The sequence below is a fragment of the Kitasatospora sp. NPDC006697 genome (assembly GCF_042869935.1).
Taxonomy (GTDB): Bacteria; Actinomycetota; Actinomycetes; order Streptomycetales; family Streptomycetaceae; genus Kitasatospora.
In genome coordinates this window covers 439,548-456,205 of record NZ_JBIAGU010000001.1, presented here as the reverse complement: position 1 = coordinate 456,205, position 16,658 = coordinate 439,548, and the positions used below count along the sequence as shown (strand labels likewise).

Annotated in this window: 14 protein-coding genes; 7 read left to right on the top strand and 7 right to left on the bottom strand. The window is 72.4% G+C overall.

The window, feature by feature from the left end; all coding sequences use genetic code 11:
* Window position 1 precedes the first annotated feature (1 nt).
* The 4 genes from ACFYNO_RS02030 to ACFYNO_RS02015 form a co-directional block, all read right to left on the bottom strand.
* Window positions 2–604 carry a helix-turn-helix domain-containing protein gene (locus ACFYNO_RS02030; protein ID WP_388003656.1) on the bottom strand — a complete coding sequence of 201 codons (603 nt, stop codon included), beginning with the start codon at window positions 602–604 and terminating at the stop codon, window positions 2–4.
* A gap of 67 nt (window positions 605–671) precedes the next feature.
* Window positions 672–1,886 (bottom strand): LCP family protein, encoded by a 1,215-nt coding sequence (locus ACFYNO_RS02025; protein WP_388003653.1) that lies wholly within the window; start codon window positions 1,884–1,886, stop codon window positions 672–674.
* The gene (locus ACFYNO_RS02020) at window positions 1,876–2,271 is read right to left on the bottom strand and encodes a DUF6542 domain-containing protein (protein ID WP_388003650.1); all 396 of its coding nucleotides are present in this window, start codon (window positions 2,269–2,271) and stop codon (window positions 1,876–1,878) included. The genes ACFYNO_RS02025 and ACFYNO_RS02020 overlap by 11 nt, the downstream gene beginning before the upstream one ends.
* Before the next feature lie 85 nt (window positions 2,272–2,356).
* Window positions 2,357–2,842 carry a hypothetical protein gene (locus ACFYNO_RS02015; protein WP_388003647.1) on the bottom strand — a complete coding sequence of 162 codons (486 nt, stop codon included), beginning with the start codon at window positions 2,840–2,842 and terminating at the stop codon, window positions 2,357–2,359.
* A 105-nt stretch (window positions 2,843–2,947) separates the two neighbouring features.
* On the opposite strand from ACFYNO_RS02015, the gene ACFYNO_RS02010 reads away from it, so the two are divergent.
* The 4 genes from ACFYNO_RS02010 to ACFYNO_RS01995 are packed head-to-tail and all read left to right on the top strand — an operon-like array spanning window position 2,948 to window position 5,339.
* Complete coding sequence (locus ACFYNO_RS02010; RefSeq protein WP_388003644.1) at window positions 2,948–3,463, top strand: flavoprotein; 516 nt, start codon at window positions 2,948–2,950, stop codon at window positions 3,461–3,463.
* 43 nt (window positions 3,464–3,506) lie between these two features.
* On the top strand, window positions 3,507–3,743 hold the full coding sequence (locus ACFYNO_RS02005; RefSeq protein WP_388003641.1) for a hypothetical protein: 237 nt from the start codon (window positions 3,507–3,509) through the stop codon (window positions 3,741–3,743).
* A gap of 18 nt (window positions 3,744–3,761) precedes the next feature.
* Window positions 3,762–4,430 carry a thiamine pyrophosphate-dependent enzyme gene (locus ACFYNO_RS02000; RefSeq protein WP_388003638.1) on the top strand — a complete coding sequence of 223 codons (669 nt, stop codon included), beginning with the start codon at window positions 3,762–3,764 and terminating at the stop codon, window positions 4,428–4,430.
* 18 nt (window positions 4,431–4,448) lie between these two features.
* A complete protein-coding gene (locus tag ACFYNO_RS01995) occupies window positions 4,449–5,339 on the top strand; it encodes a transketolase family protein (protein WP_388003635.1) in 891 nt (296 codons plus the stop codon).
* Here the strand turns inward: ACFYNO_RS01995 and treZ are convergent.
* The 3 genes from treZ to glgX form a co-directional block, all read right to left on the bottom strand.
* Window positions 5,320–7,011 (bottom strand): malto-oligosyltrehalose trehalohydrolase, encoded by a 1,692-nt coding sequence (gene treZ, locus ACFYNO_RS01990; protein WP_388003632.1) that lies wholly within the window; start codon window positions 7,009–7,011, stop codon window positions 5,320–5,322. The two genes, ACFYNO_RS01995 and treZ, sit on opposite strands and share 20 nt — an antisense overlap.
* Window positions 7,012–7,014: 3 nt before the next feature.
* Complete coding sequence (gene treY / locus ACFYNO_RS01985) at window positions 7,015–9,282, bottom strand: malto-oligosyltrehalose synthase (RefSeq protein WP_388003629.1); 2,268 nt, start codon at window positions 9,280–9,282, stop codon at window positions 7,015–7,017.
* Between the two features lie 88 nt (window positions 9,283–9,370).
* Window positions 9,371–11,476, bottom strand: a complete 2,106-nt coding sequence (gene glgX, locus ACFYNO_RS01980; RefSeq protein ID WP_388003626.1) for a glycogen debranching protein GlgX — start codon at window positions 11,474–11,476, stop codon at window positions 9,371–9,373.
* 361 nt (window positions 11,477–11,837) lie between these two features.
* Between glgX and ACFYNO_RS01975 the strand changes: the two genes are divergently transcribed.
* The 3 genes from ACFYNO_RS01975 (at window position 11,838) to efeB (ending at window position 16,630) form a co-directional block, all read left to right on the top strand.
* Window positions 11,838–13,109: an SAV2148 family HEPN domain-containing protein gene (locus tag ACFYNO_RS01975; RefSeq protein ID WP_388003623.1), complete on the top strand. Its 1,272-nt coding sequence runs from the start codon at window positions 11,838–11,840 to the stop codon at window positions 13,107–13,109.
* Between the two features lie 138 nt (window positions 13,110–13,247).
* The gene (efeU, locus tag ACFYNO_RS01970; RefSeq protein WP_388003620.1) at window positions 13,248–15,308 is read left to right on the top strand and encodes an iron uptake transporter permease EfeU; all 2,061 of its coding nucleotides are present in this window, start codon (window positions 13,248–13,250) and stop codon (window positions 15,306–15,308) included.
* A complete protein-coding gene (efeB, locus tag ACFYNO_RS01965; protein ID WP_388003617.1) occupies window positions 15,308–16,630 on the top strand; it encodes an iron uptake transporter deferrochelatase/peroxidase subunit in 1,323 nt (440 codons plus the stop codon). The genes efeU and efeB overlap by 1 nt, the downstream gene beginning before the upstream one ends.
* Window positions 16,631–16,658 lie beyond the last annotated feature (28 nt).

Here is a 16,658-nt window from a genome sequence, read left to right as displayed (position 1 = left end):
CTCACTGCTCGGCTTCCATCGGGTCCTGCGGGGTGGCGATCACCGTCAGGTCGACTGCTCGGGAGCCCGGTGGGCGGGCGGCGAGGTCGTCCAGCGGGCGCTGTTCGACGTAGGCGGTGATCAGTGCGTCGAAGGCCGTCATCAGGCTGGTGAACTCCTCTTCCGTCAGGTAGACGGTGCTGCGGCTGAGTCCGGCGTGCTCCAGCCAGCCCGTCGACCAGCCGGTGCGCTGCTCCTGCCAGCGGCCGAGGTCGTCGAGCGCGCGTTCGGCGGCGACCTGTTCGAAGGCGGCCAGCGCCTCATTGCCGCCCGGGACGGCGGCGATGCCCTCGACGGAGTGCGAGGTGTGCACCAGCTGCCACGGGCGCTCGCGGTTGTCGGCGCCGTCGACCTGCTGCACGAAGCCGTACTTGGCGAGTTGGCGCAGGTGGTGAGAGGCGAGGCCGTGGCTGATGCCCAGCTCGCGGGCGGCGTCGGCGGCGGTGATCCGGCCGGCCCGGCCGATGATCGACTGGAGTTGGAGGCGGATCGGGTGGGCCAGCGCGCGGATGCTGCGTGGGTCGTCGAGGAGGCGGCGGCGGGGGGTGGGGGATTCCAAGGACATGCTTGGAATGTAGGTGAGGGGGCGTCAGGTTCTCAAGCCTTTGCTTGAAATGAGGGTGTGAACGGCGTCAGTTGACGCAGGGGATGCCGCCCATGGTGACGGGCGCGCCGGCCATGGGGAGCGGCGAGGCGGGCGGTGAGGAGGGCGTTACCGGGGTCGGGGGCGGGGTGGGGGTCGGGGAATCGGCGGGGGTGGGGGCCGGGCCGGGGTCGTGGCCGAAGAGCTGCTGGACCTCGCGGCGGATCAGCGCCGGGTCGACGGTGTTCACGGCCTCGCCGCCGATGTTCGCGAAGCCGGTGATCGGCAGGGTGTTGAACTCGGCGTTCCCGCCCGTCAGGTTGGTGGCCTGCTGGGCGAAGTCGAGGACGTCGAGCCGGTCGTCGATCACCACGTCCTTCTTGACCACGTTCAGCAGCGACTGCAGCTTGCCCAGGTCGCTGAAGAGCCCTTCGCTCTTGAGCTTCTGCTCGACGGAGGAGATGAACGCCTGCTGACGGTGCGTCCGATCGAGGTCGCCGTTCGGCAGGTTGTGCCGCTGGCGGACGAAGGCGAGGGCCTGGGCGGCGTCGAGCGTGTTCAGGCCGGCCCGGCCGGTGAACCCGGACCCCTGGCCCTGCTCGGCCGGGTCGCTGGCGGCGTGGTTCAGGCAGACCGTGATCGGCCCGAGGGCCTGGGCGATGTCGTAGAAGCCGAGCAGGTTGACCTCGGCGAAGTGGTCGATCGGGATGCCCAGGAAGTCCTGCACGGTGGCGAGGGTCGCGGCCCGCCCCGCCTCCCGGCTCCGCTGCTCCAGCTGGCCGCCGGTGAGCCCCTGCGCGGCCAGTTTGGGCTCGGCGATCCCCTTGGCGATGCCGTAGGCCTCCTTGATCTTGTGCATCCGGCCGTCGGCGCCGTCCGTCTGCACGTAGTCGTCGCGGGGGAGCGAGAGCGCCGTCACCTTGCCGCCCGCGGCCGGGATGTGCAGCACGATGAGCGTGTTGGTGTTGTAGCCGCCGATCTCGCTGCTGTCGCCCGCGTGCAGCTCGTCCTGGACGAACTGCGGGGGGAGGTCGTTGCCGTTCATGTCCTTGCGGCTGTCCAGGCCGATGAGGAGGAGGTTGACCGAGTTGTCCAGGTGCGGCGGGGCGCTCTGGCGGACGGTGGTGAGCGCGCTGGAGGTCGTGAGGGCGCCGGTGAGGGAGGTGTAGGTGTAGTAGGCGAACCCGCTGGCAGCCAGCACGGCGAGGCCGGCGGTGAGCAGGAGCGACCGGCCGAGGAGGCGCGGCAGGCGTTCAGGCCGCATGACGGGCCGTCCTCCGGTCGCGGAGGATGCGGACCAGGACGACGAGCGCCGCGACGGCGAGGGCGGCGAGCATCACCGGGAACCCGTTGACGGCCCAGCGGATCGCGCCGGCGAGCAGGCTGTTGCCGCCCCGGTACTTCGCGCCGTCGCCGAGCAGTTCGGCGGCGGCGGTGACGGCGAGGACGACGATCGGGCAGGCGGGCAGTACCCACCACCAGCCGGCCCGGCTGGCGAGGGCGGTCGCGGAGGCGGTGCCGAGGACGGCGGAGCCGGCGAAGAGCAGGCCGAGCCCGGGGGCGATGGCCTCGTCGACGAGGGCGCCGAGGGCGGGGATGCCGAGGAACAGGGCGGGGACGAGGGTGCGTCCGGGTGGTGCCGCTGCCACGGTGGGATGCCCTCGCTCTGCGTGGTGCTGTAGTTGCCTGATGGCGCAATGTAGCAAGGGGTGGGGGCGGGGCGGGGGAGGCGCGTCAGGCGGTGGGGTGGTGGGTCGGGACGTAGCGGGGGATGCGGCGGGGGCGCTCGGTGAGGTGGGCGCGGGCCGCCGGGCGGTGTGCGGTCCATGCGGTGGCGAGTGCGAGGGCGGCAAGCGTGGCGAGGGCGATGAGGAGGTGCGTCCGGTAGGGGATCGCCCAGGCGGGGGCGATGGCGAGGAGGACCGGGGAGAGCGCGGTCAGGACGGTGGCGACCTTGATCCGCTCGGTGGCGTCGGTGCGCTGCTTGCGCCAGGAGGCCGCGGCCCGGAGCCAGAGGGCCAGCTGGACGGTGATGGCGAGCAGTCCGGGGGAGAGGAGAGTGAGCCAGAGGAGGCCGGCGAACTGCCCTTCGCCGTTGACGGTGGCGCGGATGTCCGAGATGAGGCGGACGTAGAGCGCGAGGGCCCCGAGGGCGGCGGCCGACCAGGCGAGGAGGACGGCGGCGAGGAGGAGGGAAGTGGCGCGGACGGCTGCGGGCATGGACGGCCTTTCGGGGGTGGATGCGGACGGCCCGTGGGCGGGTATGGGGATGATGACGAGTCTTCAGGCGTACCAGGTTCCGGTGCACTCCGTAAGCTTTTCGGCATGGCGACAGGTCGTGTGTTGTACCTGCTGGGTTCGGCCGCACCGGCGGTTCTGGGTATCCGTGGCGCTGTGGAGCTGGCGCAAGCGGCGGGTTGGGATGTGTGCGTCGGGCTGACGGGGAGCGCGGCCGAGTGGCTGGGGACCGGGGTACGGGAGCTGGAGTCGCTGACATGGCGTCCGGTGCGGCACCGGCACCGCCGGCCGGAAGAAGTCGACCCATGGCCGGAGGCGGCGGTCGCGCTGGTGGCTCCGGTGACCTTCAACGCGGTCAACTCGTGGGCGCTCGGGCTGACGAGTGAGTGGCCGGTGGCGTTCGCGGCGGAGGCGATCGGCAAGGGCATCCGGTTGGTGGCGGTGCCGAGTGTCAACGAGGCACTGGCAGCGCATCCGCAGTGGGCGCGGAGCCTTGAGGTGCTGAGGGGCGCGGGTGTTCGGGTGTTGGAGCGGGTGGGGGCGGGGGAGGAGTTTCCGTGGGCACGGGCCTTGTCGGAGTGCGAGATGGTTGATTCAGGGTGATCACCGCTGACGGATGCACACCGGGTCATGTGAGGAAGAGACGTTGGCGATCGAGGCCGAGCTCAAGGCGGTCGTGCAGAACCCTGAGGCCGTGTTGGAGCGGCTGATCTCCGTGGAGAACGCCGGCGCGGGGCAGCCGGTGGCCCGTCAGGTGGGCGGTGAGGCCGAGGCGGGGCGCGGGTTGATGCTCGTCGCGGCGCTCGCTGTCGAGTGGGGTGTGGGCGAGCGCGAGGGTATCGGGAAGCGCGTCTGGGCCAGGCTTGACCTCAAGTCGGCTTGAGGTTGCATCGTTGTCCGCATGACGACGAACTACGCGGACCTGCCCCGGCTGATGGGGCGGATGACCGGTGCCGAGAAGCACGGGCCGGCGGCCACTTCCACGCTCGATGCGCTCTGGGTGCTGTATGACCGGGTCCTCCGAGGGGCGCCGGGGGAGGAGGGGCGGGATCGGTTCCTGCTCTCCAAGGGGCATGGGCCGATGGCCTACTACGCCGTCCTGGCCGCCAAGGGGCTGATCCCCGCGGAGTGGCTGGACGGGTTCGGCGGGTACGACTCGCCGCTCGGGCATCACCCCGACCGGGTGCTGATTCCGGCCGCCGAGATCGGGTCCGGGTCGCTCGGGCACGGTCTGCCGCTGGCGGTGGGCACGGCGCTCGGGCTGCGGGCGCAGGGGGACTCGGCTGCCGTGTGGACGCTGATCGGGGATGCCGAGTTCGACGAGGGATCGAACCACGAGGCGCTGGCCTACGCCGGGGCCGTCGGGTTGGAGAACCTGCACGTCATCGTCATCGACAACTCCTCGGCCTCGCACGGCTGGGAGGGCGGGATCGCCGCGCGGTTCGCGGTGCACGGGTGGTCAACCGAAACCGTTGATGGCCATGACCATGGGGCGCTGTTGGAGGCCTACACCGTGAAGCACCCGAACCAACCGCACGCCGTCATCGCCCGCGTTGAGCCGAAGAACTGAGAAGGGGAGCCACAGACCATGGACACGATGCGGGAGCGGTTCGTCTCCGTCACCACCGACCTGCTGGACGAGGACCCGCGCACGGCGGTCGTCCTCGCCGACATCAGCGCCAGCCAGTTCGGCGGGGCCGCGCAGGCCCACCCCGACCGGGTGCTGAATGTAGGGATCCGCGAGCAGTTGCTGATCGGCGTGGCCGGTGGGCTGGCGCTGGCCGGGATGCGGCCGATTGCGCACACCTTCGCGAGCTTCCTGATCGAGCGGCCGTTCGAGCAGATCAAGTTGGACCTCAACCACCAGGGCGTGGGCGCCGTCCTCGTGAGCGCGCTCGGCTCGTACGACTGGCCGACCGGTGGGCGCACCCACATGTCGCCCGGGGACGTGGCGCTGCTGGACACGCTGCCGGACTGGACGGTGCACGTGCCCGGCCATCCGGACGAGGCGGAGAAGTTGCTGCGGCATGCGGTCGCGGATGGGGACCGCAATGTGTACGTGCGGCTGTCGAACCATCAGAACCAGCAGGCGCGGGAAGTTGAGGCGGGGAGGTTCCTGACGGTGCGCGAGGGGAGCAAGGCGACTGTCGTCGCTGTCGGCCCGATGCTGGACGCCGTGCTGGAAGCGACCCAGGGCATGGACGTCACCGTGCTCTACGCCGCCACCGTCCGCCCCTTCGACGGGACGGCGCTGCGGGCCGCGGGCAACACCGACGTGGTGCTGGTCGAGCCCTACCTCGCCGGCACCTCGAACAACGCCGCCCACGACGCCCTCGCCGACCTCCCGCACCGGGTGCTCGGCCTGGGCGTCCCGAAGGAGGAGCACCGCCACTACGGCGAGATGGACGACCACATCCGCGCCTACGGGCTGGATGCGGCCGGGATTCGGGAGCGGCTGGTCAGCTTTCTGAAGCTGTGATGACGCAGGAGCGGGCGCCCAGGCGGGTGTCGGACAGCGAGCCCCAGTGGAGGAGCGGGGTGCCCGCGGCGACATCGACGGGCTTATCGCTGAAGTTGACGGTGATCTGGAAGCGCCCGCGGTGGAGTCGCAGCCAGCCCTCGGCGGAGTCGTACTCCACGCGGACCCGGCGCAGGTCGGGGTCGGTGAGGTCGGGAGAGGACTTCCGGAGCCGGATCAAGTCGCGGTACCAGGCCAGCAGTTCCGCATGCTCGCCACTCCGCGGCTCGGACCAGTCGAGCGTGGAGCCCAGCACGGTGGCGCGGGCCTGCGGATCGGGGACGTCCTCCTCCGACCAGCCCATCGCCGCGAACTCGCGCCGCCGCCCCTGGCGGACGGCTTCCGCCAGCTCGGGGTCGGTGTGGTCGGTGAAGTACGCCCAGGGGGTGCTCGCACCCCACTCCTCGCCCATGAAGAGCATCGGGGTGAACGGTGAGCTGAGCACCAGGGGTACCGCCAGGGCGAGTTGGGGGATGGTGAGTCGGTCGCCGATCGCGCGGTTGCCGATCTGGTCGTGGGTCTGCGCGTAGCCGAGCAGGCGGTGGCCGTAGGGGAGGGGGAACTCGCGGCCGTGGTGGCGGGCCCGGAAGGAGGACCAGGTGCCGTCGTGGAACCAGCCGCGGGTGAGTACGCGGGCGAGGGCGGCCAGCGGGTCCTCGGCGAAGTCGGCGTAGTAGCCCTGGGATTCGCCGGTCACGGCGGTGTGCAGGGCGTGGTGGAAGTCGTCGCTCCACTGGGCGGTCAGGCCGTAGCCGCCGGCCTGGCGGGGGTCGGTGATCCGGGGGGCGTTGAGGTCGGATTCGCCGACCAGGAAGAGTGGGCGGTTCACAGCGACGGACAACTCGTCAACCGCACCCGCGAGTTCTTCGAGGAAGTGCAGCGCGCGGTCGTCGACCAGGGCGTGCACGGCGTCCAGGCGCAGTCCGTCGATCCGGTAGTCGCGCAGCCAACTCAGGGCGCTCTCGCGGAAGTAGGCGCGGACCTCGTCGGAGCCGGGGGCGTCGAGGTTGACGGCGGAGCCCCAGGGGGTGTGGTGGCGGTCGGTGAAGTAGGGGCCGTAGGCGGGGAGGTGGTTGCCGGAGGGGCCGAGGTGGTTGTGCACCACGTCGAGGATCACGCCGAGGCCCTTGCGGTGGGCGGCGTCGACGAAGCGCTTCAGGCCCTCGGGGCCGCCGTAGGGCTCGTGCACGGCCCAGGGGGCCACCCCGTCGTAGCCCCAGCCGTAGGTGCCGGGGAACGGGCAGACCGGCATCAGCTCCACGAAGTCCACGCCGAGCGCGACCAGGTGGTCCAGGTGCTGCTCGGCTCCGGCGAAGGTGCCGGCGGGGGTGAAGGTGCCGATGTGCAGCTCGTAGACGATGGCGCCGGCCAGGGGGCGGCCGTGCCACGGGGTGTCGGACCAGTGGAAGGCGCCGTGGTCGACGGTCCGGCTCAGCCCGTCGGGGCCGTCCGGCTGGCGGGGCGAGCGGGGGTCGGGGCGGGCGGGCGCGCCGTCGAGGCGGAAGCCGTAGGACTGGCCGGCCGGGGCGGTGGCATGCCACCAGCCGCCGGGGGCGGCGGTCATGGCGAAGGGGGTGCCGTCGACTTCGACTTCCACGCGGCCCGCCGAGGGGGCCCACACCTGGTACTCCACGGGTCAGTCACTCTCCCGGATCAGCAGAGCGGCGCCGTCGACCGCACCAGTAAATGCACGTTCATTCAACAAATCCCGCCAGCGACCCGGAAGGTCGAAGACGAGCGGCTGCGTCCGCTGCGCGAGCGCGAAGGGCAGGCGCGGGGCCAGCACCGTGACGTCGGGGCCGCGCTGGAACGCCACCAGGTGCGGATCGGCGGCCAGCGGGCGGTACGGCCCCAGCCGGTCGCGCACCGCGAGGGCGGTGCGGGTGAGGTGCAGCTTGCGCGCCGCGAACCCCGCGGGCACCGGGCCGCCGAAGGAGACGACTCCCCGGTTGTCCGGGTCGACCAGGGTGTGGAGCGGCAGTTCGGAGCCCTGGTAGAGGTCCGGTACCCCGGGCACGGTCAGGTGCAGCAGCGCCGCCGAGAGCGAGTTCGACTGTGCGAACGGCGCCAGGAAGTCCACGAACGCGCTGATCCGGCCCGCGAGTTCGGGCGTGTCGAGGACCCGGCGCGCAAACCCCGTCACCTCCGCCTCGTACCCGGTGTCCGGCGCCGTCCAGCTGGTCGCGAGCTTGGCCTCCCGCAGCGACTTCAGCAGCACCCCGACCAGCCGCTCCGGCCCGATCGGCCAGGCCGCCACCAGGGTCTGCCAGAGCAGCCACTCCGCATTGCGGTCCGACAGCCCGCCCGCCGGTCCGCCCGCCAGCGCCGACCAGGCCGCGCACTCCTCGACCCAGCGCTCCGGCAGTTCGGCCAGCACCGCGAGCCGGGCCCGGGCGTCCGCGCTGCGCTTGGTGTCGTGGGTGGAGAGCACCGTCATGCTGCCGGGCCAGTGCCGCTCCTGCCAGGCGCACCAGTCGTGGAAGTCGGCCGGCTCGACTCCCGGGTGCGCGGGGTCGCCGCCCACCTCGTTGAGGCTGAGCAGCGGGTGGTAGCGGTAGAAGGCGGTGTCCTCCACGCCCTTGGCGGCCACGGCGGCGGCGGTCTGTGCGAACCGGGTGCGGAACTCGTCCTTGAGCGGGCTGCTGCCCAGCTGACCATGGGTCAGCAGCTCGACGAACTGGTGCGCGTCGGCGGGGACGGTGACGGTGCGCTCGGGAGTGGCAGACGGATGGGCATAGGGCCGGTAGACGGTGTAGCGGGTGTAGAGCTCCAGCAGGGCCTGGCGGACGGCAGGGGCGGGGAAGTCGGCCAGGTCGACTTCCGCGGCGCTGATCCGGCCGGCGAGGCGGACCAGGCGGTCGACCTCGGCGGTGAGTTCCCCCGCGGCGAGCTCGGCGCGGCCGGCCCGGGCGGCGCTGGCGGCATCGCCGGGGGCCCCGGTGAGCGAGGCGTAGAGCGCGGCGAGGCGGCGGGCGCCGGGCCCGTCGGTGAGCACCCCGTCGATCCGGCGCAGCGCGTCGTAGCCCGTGGTGCCGGCGCAGGCCCAGTCGGCGGGGAGCCGCTCGGGGCCGCTGAGGATCTTCTCGACGACGGTGTAGGCCTCGCGGCCCCGAGCGGAAGCACGGGTGCTCGCCGCCAGCCGCCCCAAGTACCCCGCCGGATCCGCCAGCCCGTCCGGATGGTCCACCCGGAACCCCTCCAGCACCCCCTCCCCGTACAGCCGCAGCAGCACCCCGTGCGTCGCCGCGAACACCTCCGGGTCCTCGACCCGCACCGCGATCAGCTGGTTCACCGTGAAGAACCGCCGGTAGTTGACCTCGCCGTCCGCCAGCCGCCACCACGCCAGCCGGTAGTGCTGCCGCGCCAGCAGCTCCGGCAGCGGCAGCCCGGCCGTCCCGGCCCGCAGCGGCAGCACGTGCTCGTAGTACCGCAGCGTCTCCTGGTCCACCTTCAGCTCGCCGGCCGCCAGCACCGCCCCGAGCCGGTCCCCGAGCACCGGCAGCAGCACCCGCCCGCCCTGCGCCGCCCAGTCGATGTCGAACCAGCGGGCGAACGGCGACGAGGCCCCGTCCCGCAGCACTTGCCAGAGCGCGGAGTTGAGCCGCTCGGGCACCGGCACCGCCATGTGGTTGGGCACCACGTCCGCGATCAGCCCCAGCCCGTGCGCCCGCGCCGCCGCGGCCAGCGAGCGCAGCGCCCGCTCGCCGCCCAGCTGCTCGCTGATCCGCGCGTGGTCCACCGTGTCGTACCCGTGGGTGGACCCCGGCACGGCCTCCAGCAGCGGTGACAGGTGCAGGTGCGAGACGCCGAGCCCGGCCAGGTACGGCACGGCGGCCTCGGCGTCCGCCAGGGTGAACCCGGGCTGCAGCTGCAGCCGGTAGGTAGCGCGCGGCAGGGCGGTCACACTTCGTGGCTGTGGGGTCACACCCCTTGCTTACCCGTTCGCCCGCCCGGATACGACGGTTTCGCCCCGCCAGGCCGCCCCGCGCGCCTCAGGCGGGCCGCCGGAGCACCAGCAGCGAACGGTCCGTCAGCTTGATCCAGTCACCCGAGGCGAATTCCGCCCCGGTACCCGGAGTCGGGAGTGTCGCGAGCGTGGTGTCCACTACCACCCGCCACCCGTCCCCGTGGTCCCTGGGCACGGTGAACTGCAGCGACTCGGAGTGCGCGTTGAACATCAGCAGGAAGGAGTCGTCCTTGATCCGCCCGCCGCGCCGGTCCGGCTCGGAGATCGCCGCGCCGTTGAGGAAGACGGTCAGCGACTTGGCGAAGCTGGTGTGCCAGTCCCGCTCGGTCATCTCCTGCCCGGCCGGGGTGAACCAGGCGATGTCGGTCAGCTCGTCCCGCACCCCGGCCACCGGCTGGCCGCGGAAGAACCGCCGGCGCCGGAAGACCGGGTGGTTGCGGCGCAGCCAGACCATGCCCTGGGTGAACTCCAGCAGCGCCGGATCCCCCGGCCAGTCCACCCAGGAGAGCTCGCCGTCCTGGCAGTAGGCGTTGTTGTTGCCGCGCTGGGTGCGGCCCAGCTCGTCGCCGTGCGAGAGCATCGGCACGCCCTGGGAGAGCAGCAGGGTGGCGATGAAGTTGCGCTGCTGCCGGTCGCGCAGCGCCAGCACCTGCGGGTCCTTCGTGGGCCCCTCCGCCCCGCAGTTCCAGGACCGGTTGAAGGATTCGCCGTCCCGGTTCTGCTCGCCGTTGGCCTCGTTGTGCTTCTCGTTGTAGGAGACCAGGTCCCGCAGCGTGAAGCCGTCGTGGCAGGTGACGAAGTTGATCGAGGCGATCGGCCGCCGCCCGTCCTGCTGGTAGAGGTCGGAGGAGCCGGTCAGCCGGGAGCCGAACTCGGCCAGGGTGGCCGGCTCGCCGCGCCACAGGTCGCGCACGGTGTCCCGGTACTTGCCGTTCCACTCGGTCCACAGCGGCGGGAAGTTGCCCACCTGGTAGCCGCCCTCGCCGACGTCCCAGGGCTCGGCGATCAGCTTCACCTGGGAGACCACCGGGTCCTGCTGGACCAGGTCGAAGAACGAGGAGAGCCGGTCCACCTCGTGGAACTGCCGGGCCAGGGTGGCCGCCAGGTCGAACCGGAACCCGTCCACGTGCATCTCGGTCACCCAGTAGCGCAGCGAGTCCATGATCAGCTGCAGCACGTGCGGCGAGCGCATCAGCAGGCTGTTGCCGGTGCCGGTGGTGTCCGTGTAGTAGCGGCGGTCGGCGGCGAGCCGGTAGTAGGAGGCGTTGTCCAGGCCGCGCATGGAGAGTGTCGGGCCCAGGTGGTTGCCCTCGGCGGTGTGGTTGTAGACCACGTCGAGGATCACCTCGATGCCGGCCGCGTGCAGCGCCTTCACCATCGACTTGAACTCCTGCACCTGCTGCCCGCGGTCGCCGACCGAGGAGAAGGAGCCGTGCGGGGCGAAGAAGCCGATCGTGTTGTAGCCCCAGTAGTTGGTCAGTTCCAGGTCGCGCAGCCGGTGGTCGCGGACGAACTGGTGGACGGGCATCAGCTCGATCGCGGTGATGCCGAGCTTGCACAGGTGCTCGATGACGGCCGGGTGGCCGAGCGCCGCGTACGTGCCGCGGATCTCCTCGGGGATGCCCGGGTGCAGCCGGGTGAGGCCCTTGACGTGCGCCTCGTAGATCACCGAGCGGTGGTATTCGGTGCGCGGCGGCCGGTCGTTGCCCCAGTCGAACCAGGGGTTGATGACCACCGAGTGCATGGTGTGCGGGCCCGAGTCCAGGTCGTTGCGGCGCTCGGGCGCGCCGAAGTGGTAGCCGTAGACCGACTCGTCCCAGTCGATGGTGCCGCTCATCGCCTTGGCGTACGGGTCGAGCAGCAGCTTCGCGGCGTTGTGGCGCAGCCCGCGCGCCGGGTCGTACGGTCCGTGCACCCGGAACCCGTAGCGCTGCCCGGGCTGGATGCCGGGCAGGTAGGCGTGCCGGACGAAGGCGTCGGTCTCCCGCAGCTCGACGGTCTGCTCGGAGCCGTCGGGCCGCAGCAGGCACAGTTCGATCCGGTCGGCGCTCTCGGAGAAGACCGCGAAGTTGGTGCCCACCCCGTCATAGGTGGCACCCAGCGGATACGGTTGCCCTGGCCAGACCTGCATGAAGCCTCAACTTCCCTCTGATGGCGTCGTCCTGACGGTCCGTCGGCCGACACCGGGCGCCGCCCGGAGGGGTGGCGCACGTCACATCCGCGCCGCCCGCCGGTCGCGGCGCACGGTGTGCCGCCGACTGACACACTGTCACTGGCATGTTTCCGCGCCGCACGCATCTGACGCCCTTTCGGCCTACTTTCGCCTGAACGGGTGTCCGGGGCGGCAGGCCGCGCGGCGGCCTTGACGGCCCGTCGGGACGGTTGCCGCAAGCCCGATCGCCAACGGACTGCCCGGCCGCCCGGGCGGGCAGTACCCTTGATCGTCACGTCGCCTCCACCCGGGGAGGGGCGGCCTAGAGGTGAGGTTGCGCATGGGGTTCCCCGCCGACGACTGGCCGGACGGGCCCCTGCTCGGCGGCGGTTCGGCGCGCGCCGAGGCGCCGACCGTGCTGCTCGGCTCGCCCGGCGGCGGCCGGCTGCTGCCCGGCCCGCCGGGTTCCGGCGAGCCGCCCACCGCGGCCTGGGGCGAGGACCAGTGGCAGCGCGCCTACCAGCGGGTGCGGCTGACCGGCCGGGCGTACGTCTGGCTCAACCTGGTCGAGCAGCGGCTGCGCTCGCTGCTGGACGAACTGCTCCGCCCGGTCTACGCCCCCGCGCACGGCTCCGACTGGGTGACCGCCGCGGCCGGACCGGTCGGCGAGGAGTGGGTGCGCCGGGCCGCCGCGGTGCGCGAGGTCAGCCGGCGCAAGGGCTTCCTGCTCGACCCGGACGACGACGACCCGCTGGTCTTCCTGACCCTGCCCCAGCTGCGCGAGCTGATGGTGCAGCACTGGCCCTGCTTCGAGCCCTACCTGGACGACCGGCGCGAGATCGAGCTGGCGCTGGACGAGCTGGAGGTGGCCCGGCACGTCGTCTCGCGCAACCGCAGCCTCTCCGCCACCGTGCTGGCGCAGACCGAGCGGGCCGCCGCCCGGGTGCTCGGCCTGCTGGACGGGCGCCCGGTCGGCGCCGCCGCGCTGCCCGCCGACGTGATCGAGGAGCTGGTGGCCGGCCGGTACGCGGACGTCGCCGCCGTGCACGCCGACCGGGTCCGGCTGCAGCGCGACCTGCCGGTGGAGGACCTGCTGGACGGGGCCCGCCGGCTGGACGCGATCGGCATCGGCCTGGGCATGCTCTGTCAGAACTTCACCGGCAAGCGGCTGGTCAAGCTGGCCGCGGACGGCTGCCGGGCCCGGCTGCTCTTCCTCAACCCGGCCAGCAGCGCCGTCCGCCGGCGCGAGCGCGAGCTGGGCCTGGGGCGCGGCGAGCTGGCCCGCTCGATCGAGATGAACATCATGCACGTGCGCCGGGTGCGGGCCCGGCTGCGTGACCCGGGCGGCTTCGAGATCCGGGTCTTCGACGAGACCCCGCGGTTCACCGCCTACCTGGTGGAGGGCGCCCGGGTGCCCGGTTCGCGGCGGCGCACCGGCGACCTCGGGGTGATCCAGCCCTATCTGCGCAAGGCCCGCGGCATCGAGTCGCCGGCCCTGGTGCTGCGCGCCGCGCCCCAGCCGGACCCCGCGCGGGACGGCGAGCCAGGCCTGCTGGAGGTCTACCGCGAGGAGTTCGAGGGGGTTTGGGGCGATTCGCGACCGGTGAGCTGAGGCTTGCCTAACCTGTGATCCAGCTCCCATGGACCCTGGCGCCGGGCCCTGACTAAGGTATGCCTAAGCTAAGCACCGGTCGCGATCGCGGCCCACGCACGCCTAGGGCCAGGTTTCAGGTTAGGAGAGTCGCCACCGATGTGGGACGACGCGTTTCCAAGCTTTCTGATCGGGCTTCGGGAGGGCCTGGAAGCGGGACTCATCGTCTCGATCCTGGTCGCCACCCTGGTCCGCTCCGGTCAGAAGGGCCGGCTCCCCCAGGTGTGGACCGGCGTGCTGGCGGCCATCGCGCTCGCGCTCAGCTTCGGCGCCGTGCTCACCTTCACCGCCGCCAACCTCTCCGGCCAGGCGCAGGAGGCCTTCGGCGGCGTGCTCAGCCTGATCGCGGTCGCCTTCGTCACCGCGATGGTGTTCTGGATGCGCAGGTCCGCCCGGAACCTCTCCGCCGAGATCCGCGAGAAGGTCACCGCCGCGCTCGGCATGGGCGCCGGGGTGCTGGTCGTCACCAGCTTCCTGGCGGTGGGTCGGGAGGGCCTGGAGACCTCGCTCTTCCTCTGGACCACCGCCCGCTCCGCCGGTGAGGCCACCGGCCCGGCGATCGGCGCCGCGATCGGCCTGGTGCTCGCCGCCGGGCTCTGCTGGGGCCTGTACCGCCGGGTGCTGAAGATCAATCTGACCCGGTTCTTCACCAACACCGGCCTGGTGCTGATCGTGATCGCGGCCGGCGTGCTCAGCTACGGCCTGCGCGACCTCCAGGAGGGCGGGGTGCTGCCCGGCGGGCACGCCTACGCCTTCGACCTGAGCGGCTCGCTGGACGCCGGCTCCTGGTACGCGACGCTGGTGCAGGGCGTCTTCAACCTGACCGTCACCATGACCTGGCTGCAGGTGCTCGCCTACGTCGCCTACCTCGCCGTGGTGCTGACGCTCTTCGTCCGCGGCGTGCGGACACCGAAGCCGGCGGCCGAGCCGGCCGTCGCCGAGTCGCCCGCCGCCGAGCCGAAGCCGGAGGCCGCCCCGGTGGCGCAGGCGCCCACCCGCAACCGCTGGCTGCTGCCGGCCGCGCTGGTCGCCGTCCCCGCCGTGCTGGCCGGCACGGTGATCGCGGTCAGCGGCGGCAAGCCGGCCGCGGCCGCCACCGTCACCGTCTCGGACGCCGGGAGCGAGTGCGGCAAGGGCTTCGGCACCCCGCGGCCCGGCCAGCAGACCTTCCAGATGCACAACGCGGGCAGCAAGACCTCCGAGGTCTACCTGGTCAACCCGGCCACCAACGCGGTCTACGGCGAGATCGAGGGCCTGGCCCCCGGCACCACCCGCCCGCTCACCGCCACCATCGGCAACGGCGACCTGGCCTGGCGCTGCGTGCCCACCGGCGGCGACCCGGTCACCTCCGCCACCGTGCACATCAGCGGCGGCAGCGAGGTCAAGGCGGTGCTGCCGGTCTCCGAGGACGACCTCAACGCGCCGCTCGACCAGTACAAGGCGTACGTCAACGGCGGCCTGGCCGACCTGCTGACGCTCACCCAGAAGCTGCAGGCCGACGTGCACGGCGGCGACCTGGCGGCGGCCCGGGCCGACTGGCTCACCGCCCACCTCGCGTACTCCTCGCTGGGCGCCGCCTACGGCACCTTCGCCGACCTGGACAAGAAGATCAACGGCCGGGCCGACGGCCTGCCCGGCGGCCTCCAGGACCCGGACTTCACCGGCTTCCACCGGGTGGAGTACGGCCTCTGGCACGGCGAGGGTGCGGACAGCCTCGCCCCGGCCGCCGACCAGCTCACCGCCGACGTGGCCGACCTGCAGCAGAAGTTCCCCGGCCAGGACTTCGACCCGGGCGACCTGCCGCTGCGCACCCACGAGATCCTGGAGAACACCCTCCAGTTCGAGCTCTCCGGCGACACCGACGCGGGCAGCGGCACCAACCTGGCCACCGCCCAGGCCAACGTGGCCGGCACCCGCGAGCTGCTGACCGTGCTGCAGCCGCTGATCCAGGCCCGCAGCCCGCAGCTGCTGGACACCGTCAACGCCGGCATGAAGCGGCTCGGCGACCTGCTGACGGCCGCCCAGCACCCGGACGGCTCCTGGACCCCGGTGCAGCAGCTGGACCCGGCCGCCCGGATGCAGCTGAACGGCGCCACCGGCCAGCTGCTCGAAGACCTCGCCCCGATTCCCGACCTTCTTGAGATCCGGAAGTCCGCCTGATGACCAGCCAGCAGCCCACGACCGGCTCCTGCCCCTTCCCACACGCCGCCGCCGCTGCTGCCGAGCCGGCCGGCTGCCCGGCCGGGCCCGCCCGGCGCCGGTTCCTGGGCACCGCGCTCGGCGTCGGCGCGGCCGGCGCGGCGCTGGCCGGCGGGGCGATAGCGCTCGGCAGCGGCTCGCAGCCGGCCGCGGCGGCCGACGGCAACCGGCCCGACCAGGCCGTGGCCTTCCACGGCGAGCACCAGGCCGGGGTGCTGACCCCGCAGCAGACCGCGGCGATGTTCGTCTCCTTCGACGTGATCGCCCAGGACCGGGCCGGGCTGGAGCAGCTGTTCCGCACCCTGACCGAGCGGATCCGCTTCCTCACCGCCGGCGGCACCCCGCCCGACCTCGGGGTCGGCGCGCCGCCCGCGGACAACGGCATCCTCGGCCCGACCGTGCCCAGCGACAACCTGACCGTCACCGTCGGCGTCGGCGCCTCGCTCTTCGACGGGCGGTACGGGCTGGGCAAGGCCAAGCCGGTCAAGCTGAACCCGATGAGGACCTTCCCCAACGACAACCTGCAGGCCGCCGAGCTGCACGGCGACCTCTCGCTGCAGATCTGCGCCAACAGCCAGGACACCGTGCTGCACGCGCTGCGCGACATCGCCCGGCACACCCGCGGCGCGATGCAGGTGAAGTGGCGGATCGACGGCTTCCAGAGCGCCCCGCGCCCGGCCGGCGCGCAGCGCAACCTGCTCGGCTTCAAGGACGGCATCGTCAACCCCGACGTGAAGTCCGGCCGGGAGATGGACCGCCTGGTCTGGGTCAAGGACGGCATGGGCGAGCCGGCCTGGGCGACCGGCGGCTCCTACCAGGTGATCCGGATCATCCGGATGCTGGTGGAGTTCTGGGACCGGGTCTCGCTGGCCGAGCAGGAGAAGATGTTCGGCCGCCGCAAGGACACCGGCGCCCCGCTGGACGGCGCCAACGAGACCGACGCGCCGGACTACGCCAAGGATCCGGACGGCAAGGCGATCCCGCTGGACGCGCACATCCGGCTGGCCAACCCGCGCACCGACAAGACCGACGACACCCGCATCCTGCGCCGCGGCTACAACTACGACCGCGGCGTGGACAAGGTGGGCAACCTCGACATGGGCCTGGCGTTCTGCTGCTACCAGCAGGACGTGGTGCGCCAGTTCGAGGGCACCCAGACCCGGCTGATCGACGAGCCGCTGGTGGACTACATCTCCCCGACGGGCGGCGGGTACTTCTTCGTCCTGCCTGGGGTCCGGGACGCGAACGACTGGCTCGGGCGGACGATGTTCGCGGCGGCCTGACGCCGCTTCGGCAGCCCCGCCGCCGGGC

Excerpts from the sequence above, each read along its gene's own strand:
- ACFYNO_RS02015 (WP_388003647.1), bottom strand. The coding sequence starts at position 2,842 with ATGCCCGCAGCCGTCCGCGCCACTTCCCTCCTCCTCGCCGCCGTCCTC.
- efeU (WP_388003620.1), top strand. The coding sequence starts at position 13,248 with ATGTGGGACGACGCGTTTCCAAGCTTTCTGATCGGGCTTCGGGAGGGC.
- glgX (WP_388003626.1), bottom strand. The coding sequence starts at position 11,476 with ATGCAGGTCTGGCCAGGGCAACCGTATCCGCTGGGTGCCACCTATGAC.
- ACFYNO_RS02000 (WP_388003638.1), top strand. The coding sequence starts at position 3,762 with ATGACGACGAACTACGCGGACCTGCCCCGGCTGATGGGGCGGATGACC.
- ACFYNO_RS01975 (WP_388003623.1), top strand. The coding sequence starts at position 11,838 with ATGGGGTTCCCCGCCGACGACTGGCCGGACGGGCCCCTGCTCGGCGGC.
- ACFYNO_RS02025 (WP_388003653.1), bottom strand. The coding sequence starts at position 1,886 with ATGCGGCCTGAACGCCTGCCGCGCCTCCTCGGCCGGTCGCTCCTGCTC.
- ACFYNO_RS02030 (WP_388003656.1), bottom strand. The coding sequence starts at position 604 with ATGTCCTTGGAATCCCCCACCCCCCGCCGCCGCCTCCTCGACGACCCA.
- ACFYNO_RS02010 (WP_388003644.1), top strand. The coding sequence starts at position 2,948 with ATGGCGACAGGTCGTGTGTTGTACCTGCTGGGTTCGGCCGCACCGGCG.
- efeB (WP_388003617.1), top strand. The coding sequence starts at position 15,308 with ATGACCAGCCAGCAGCCCACGACCGGCTCCTGCCCCTTCCCACACGCC.
- ACFYNO_RS01995 (WP_388003635.1), top strand. The coding sequence starts at position 4,449 with ATGGACACGATGCGGGAGCGGTTCGTCTCCGTCACCACCGACCTGCTG.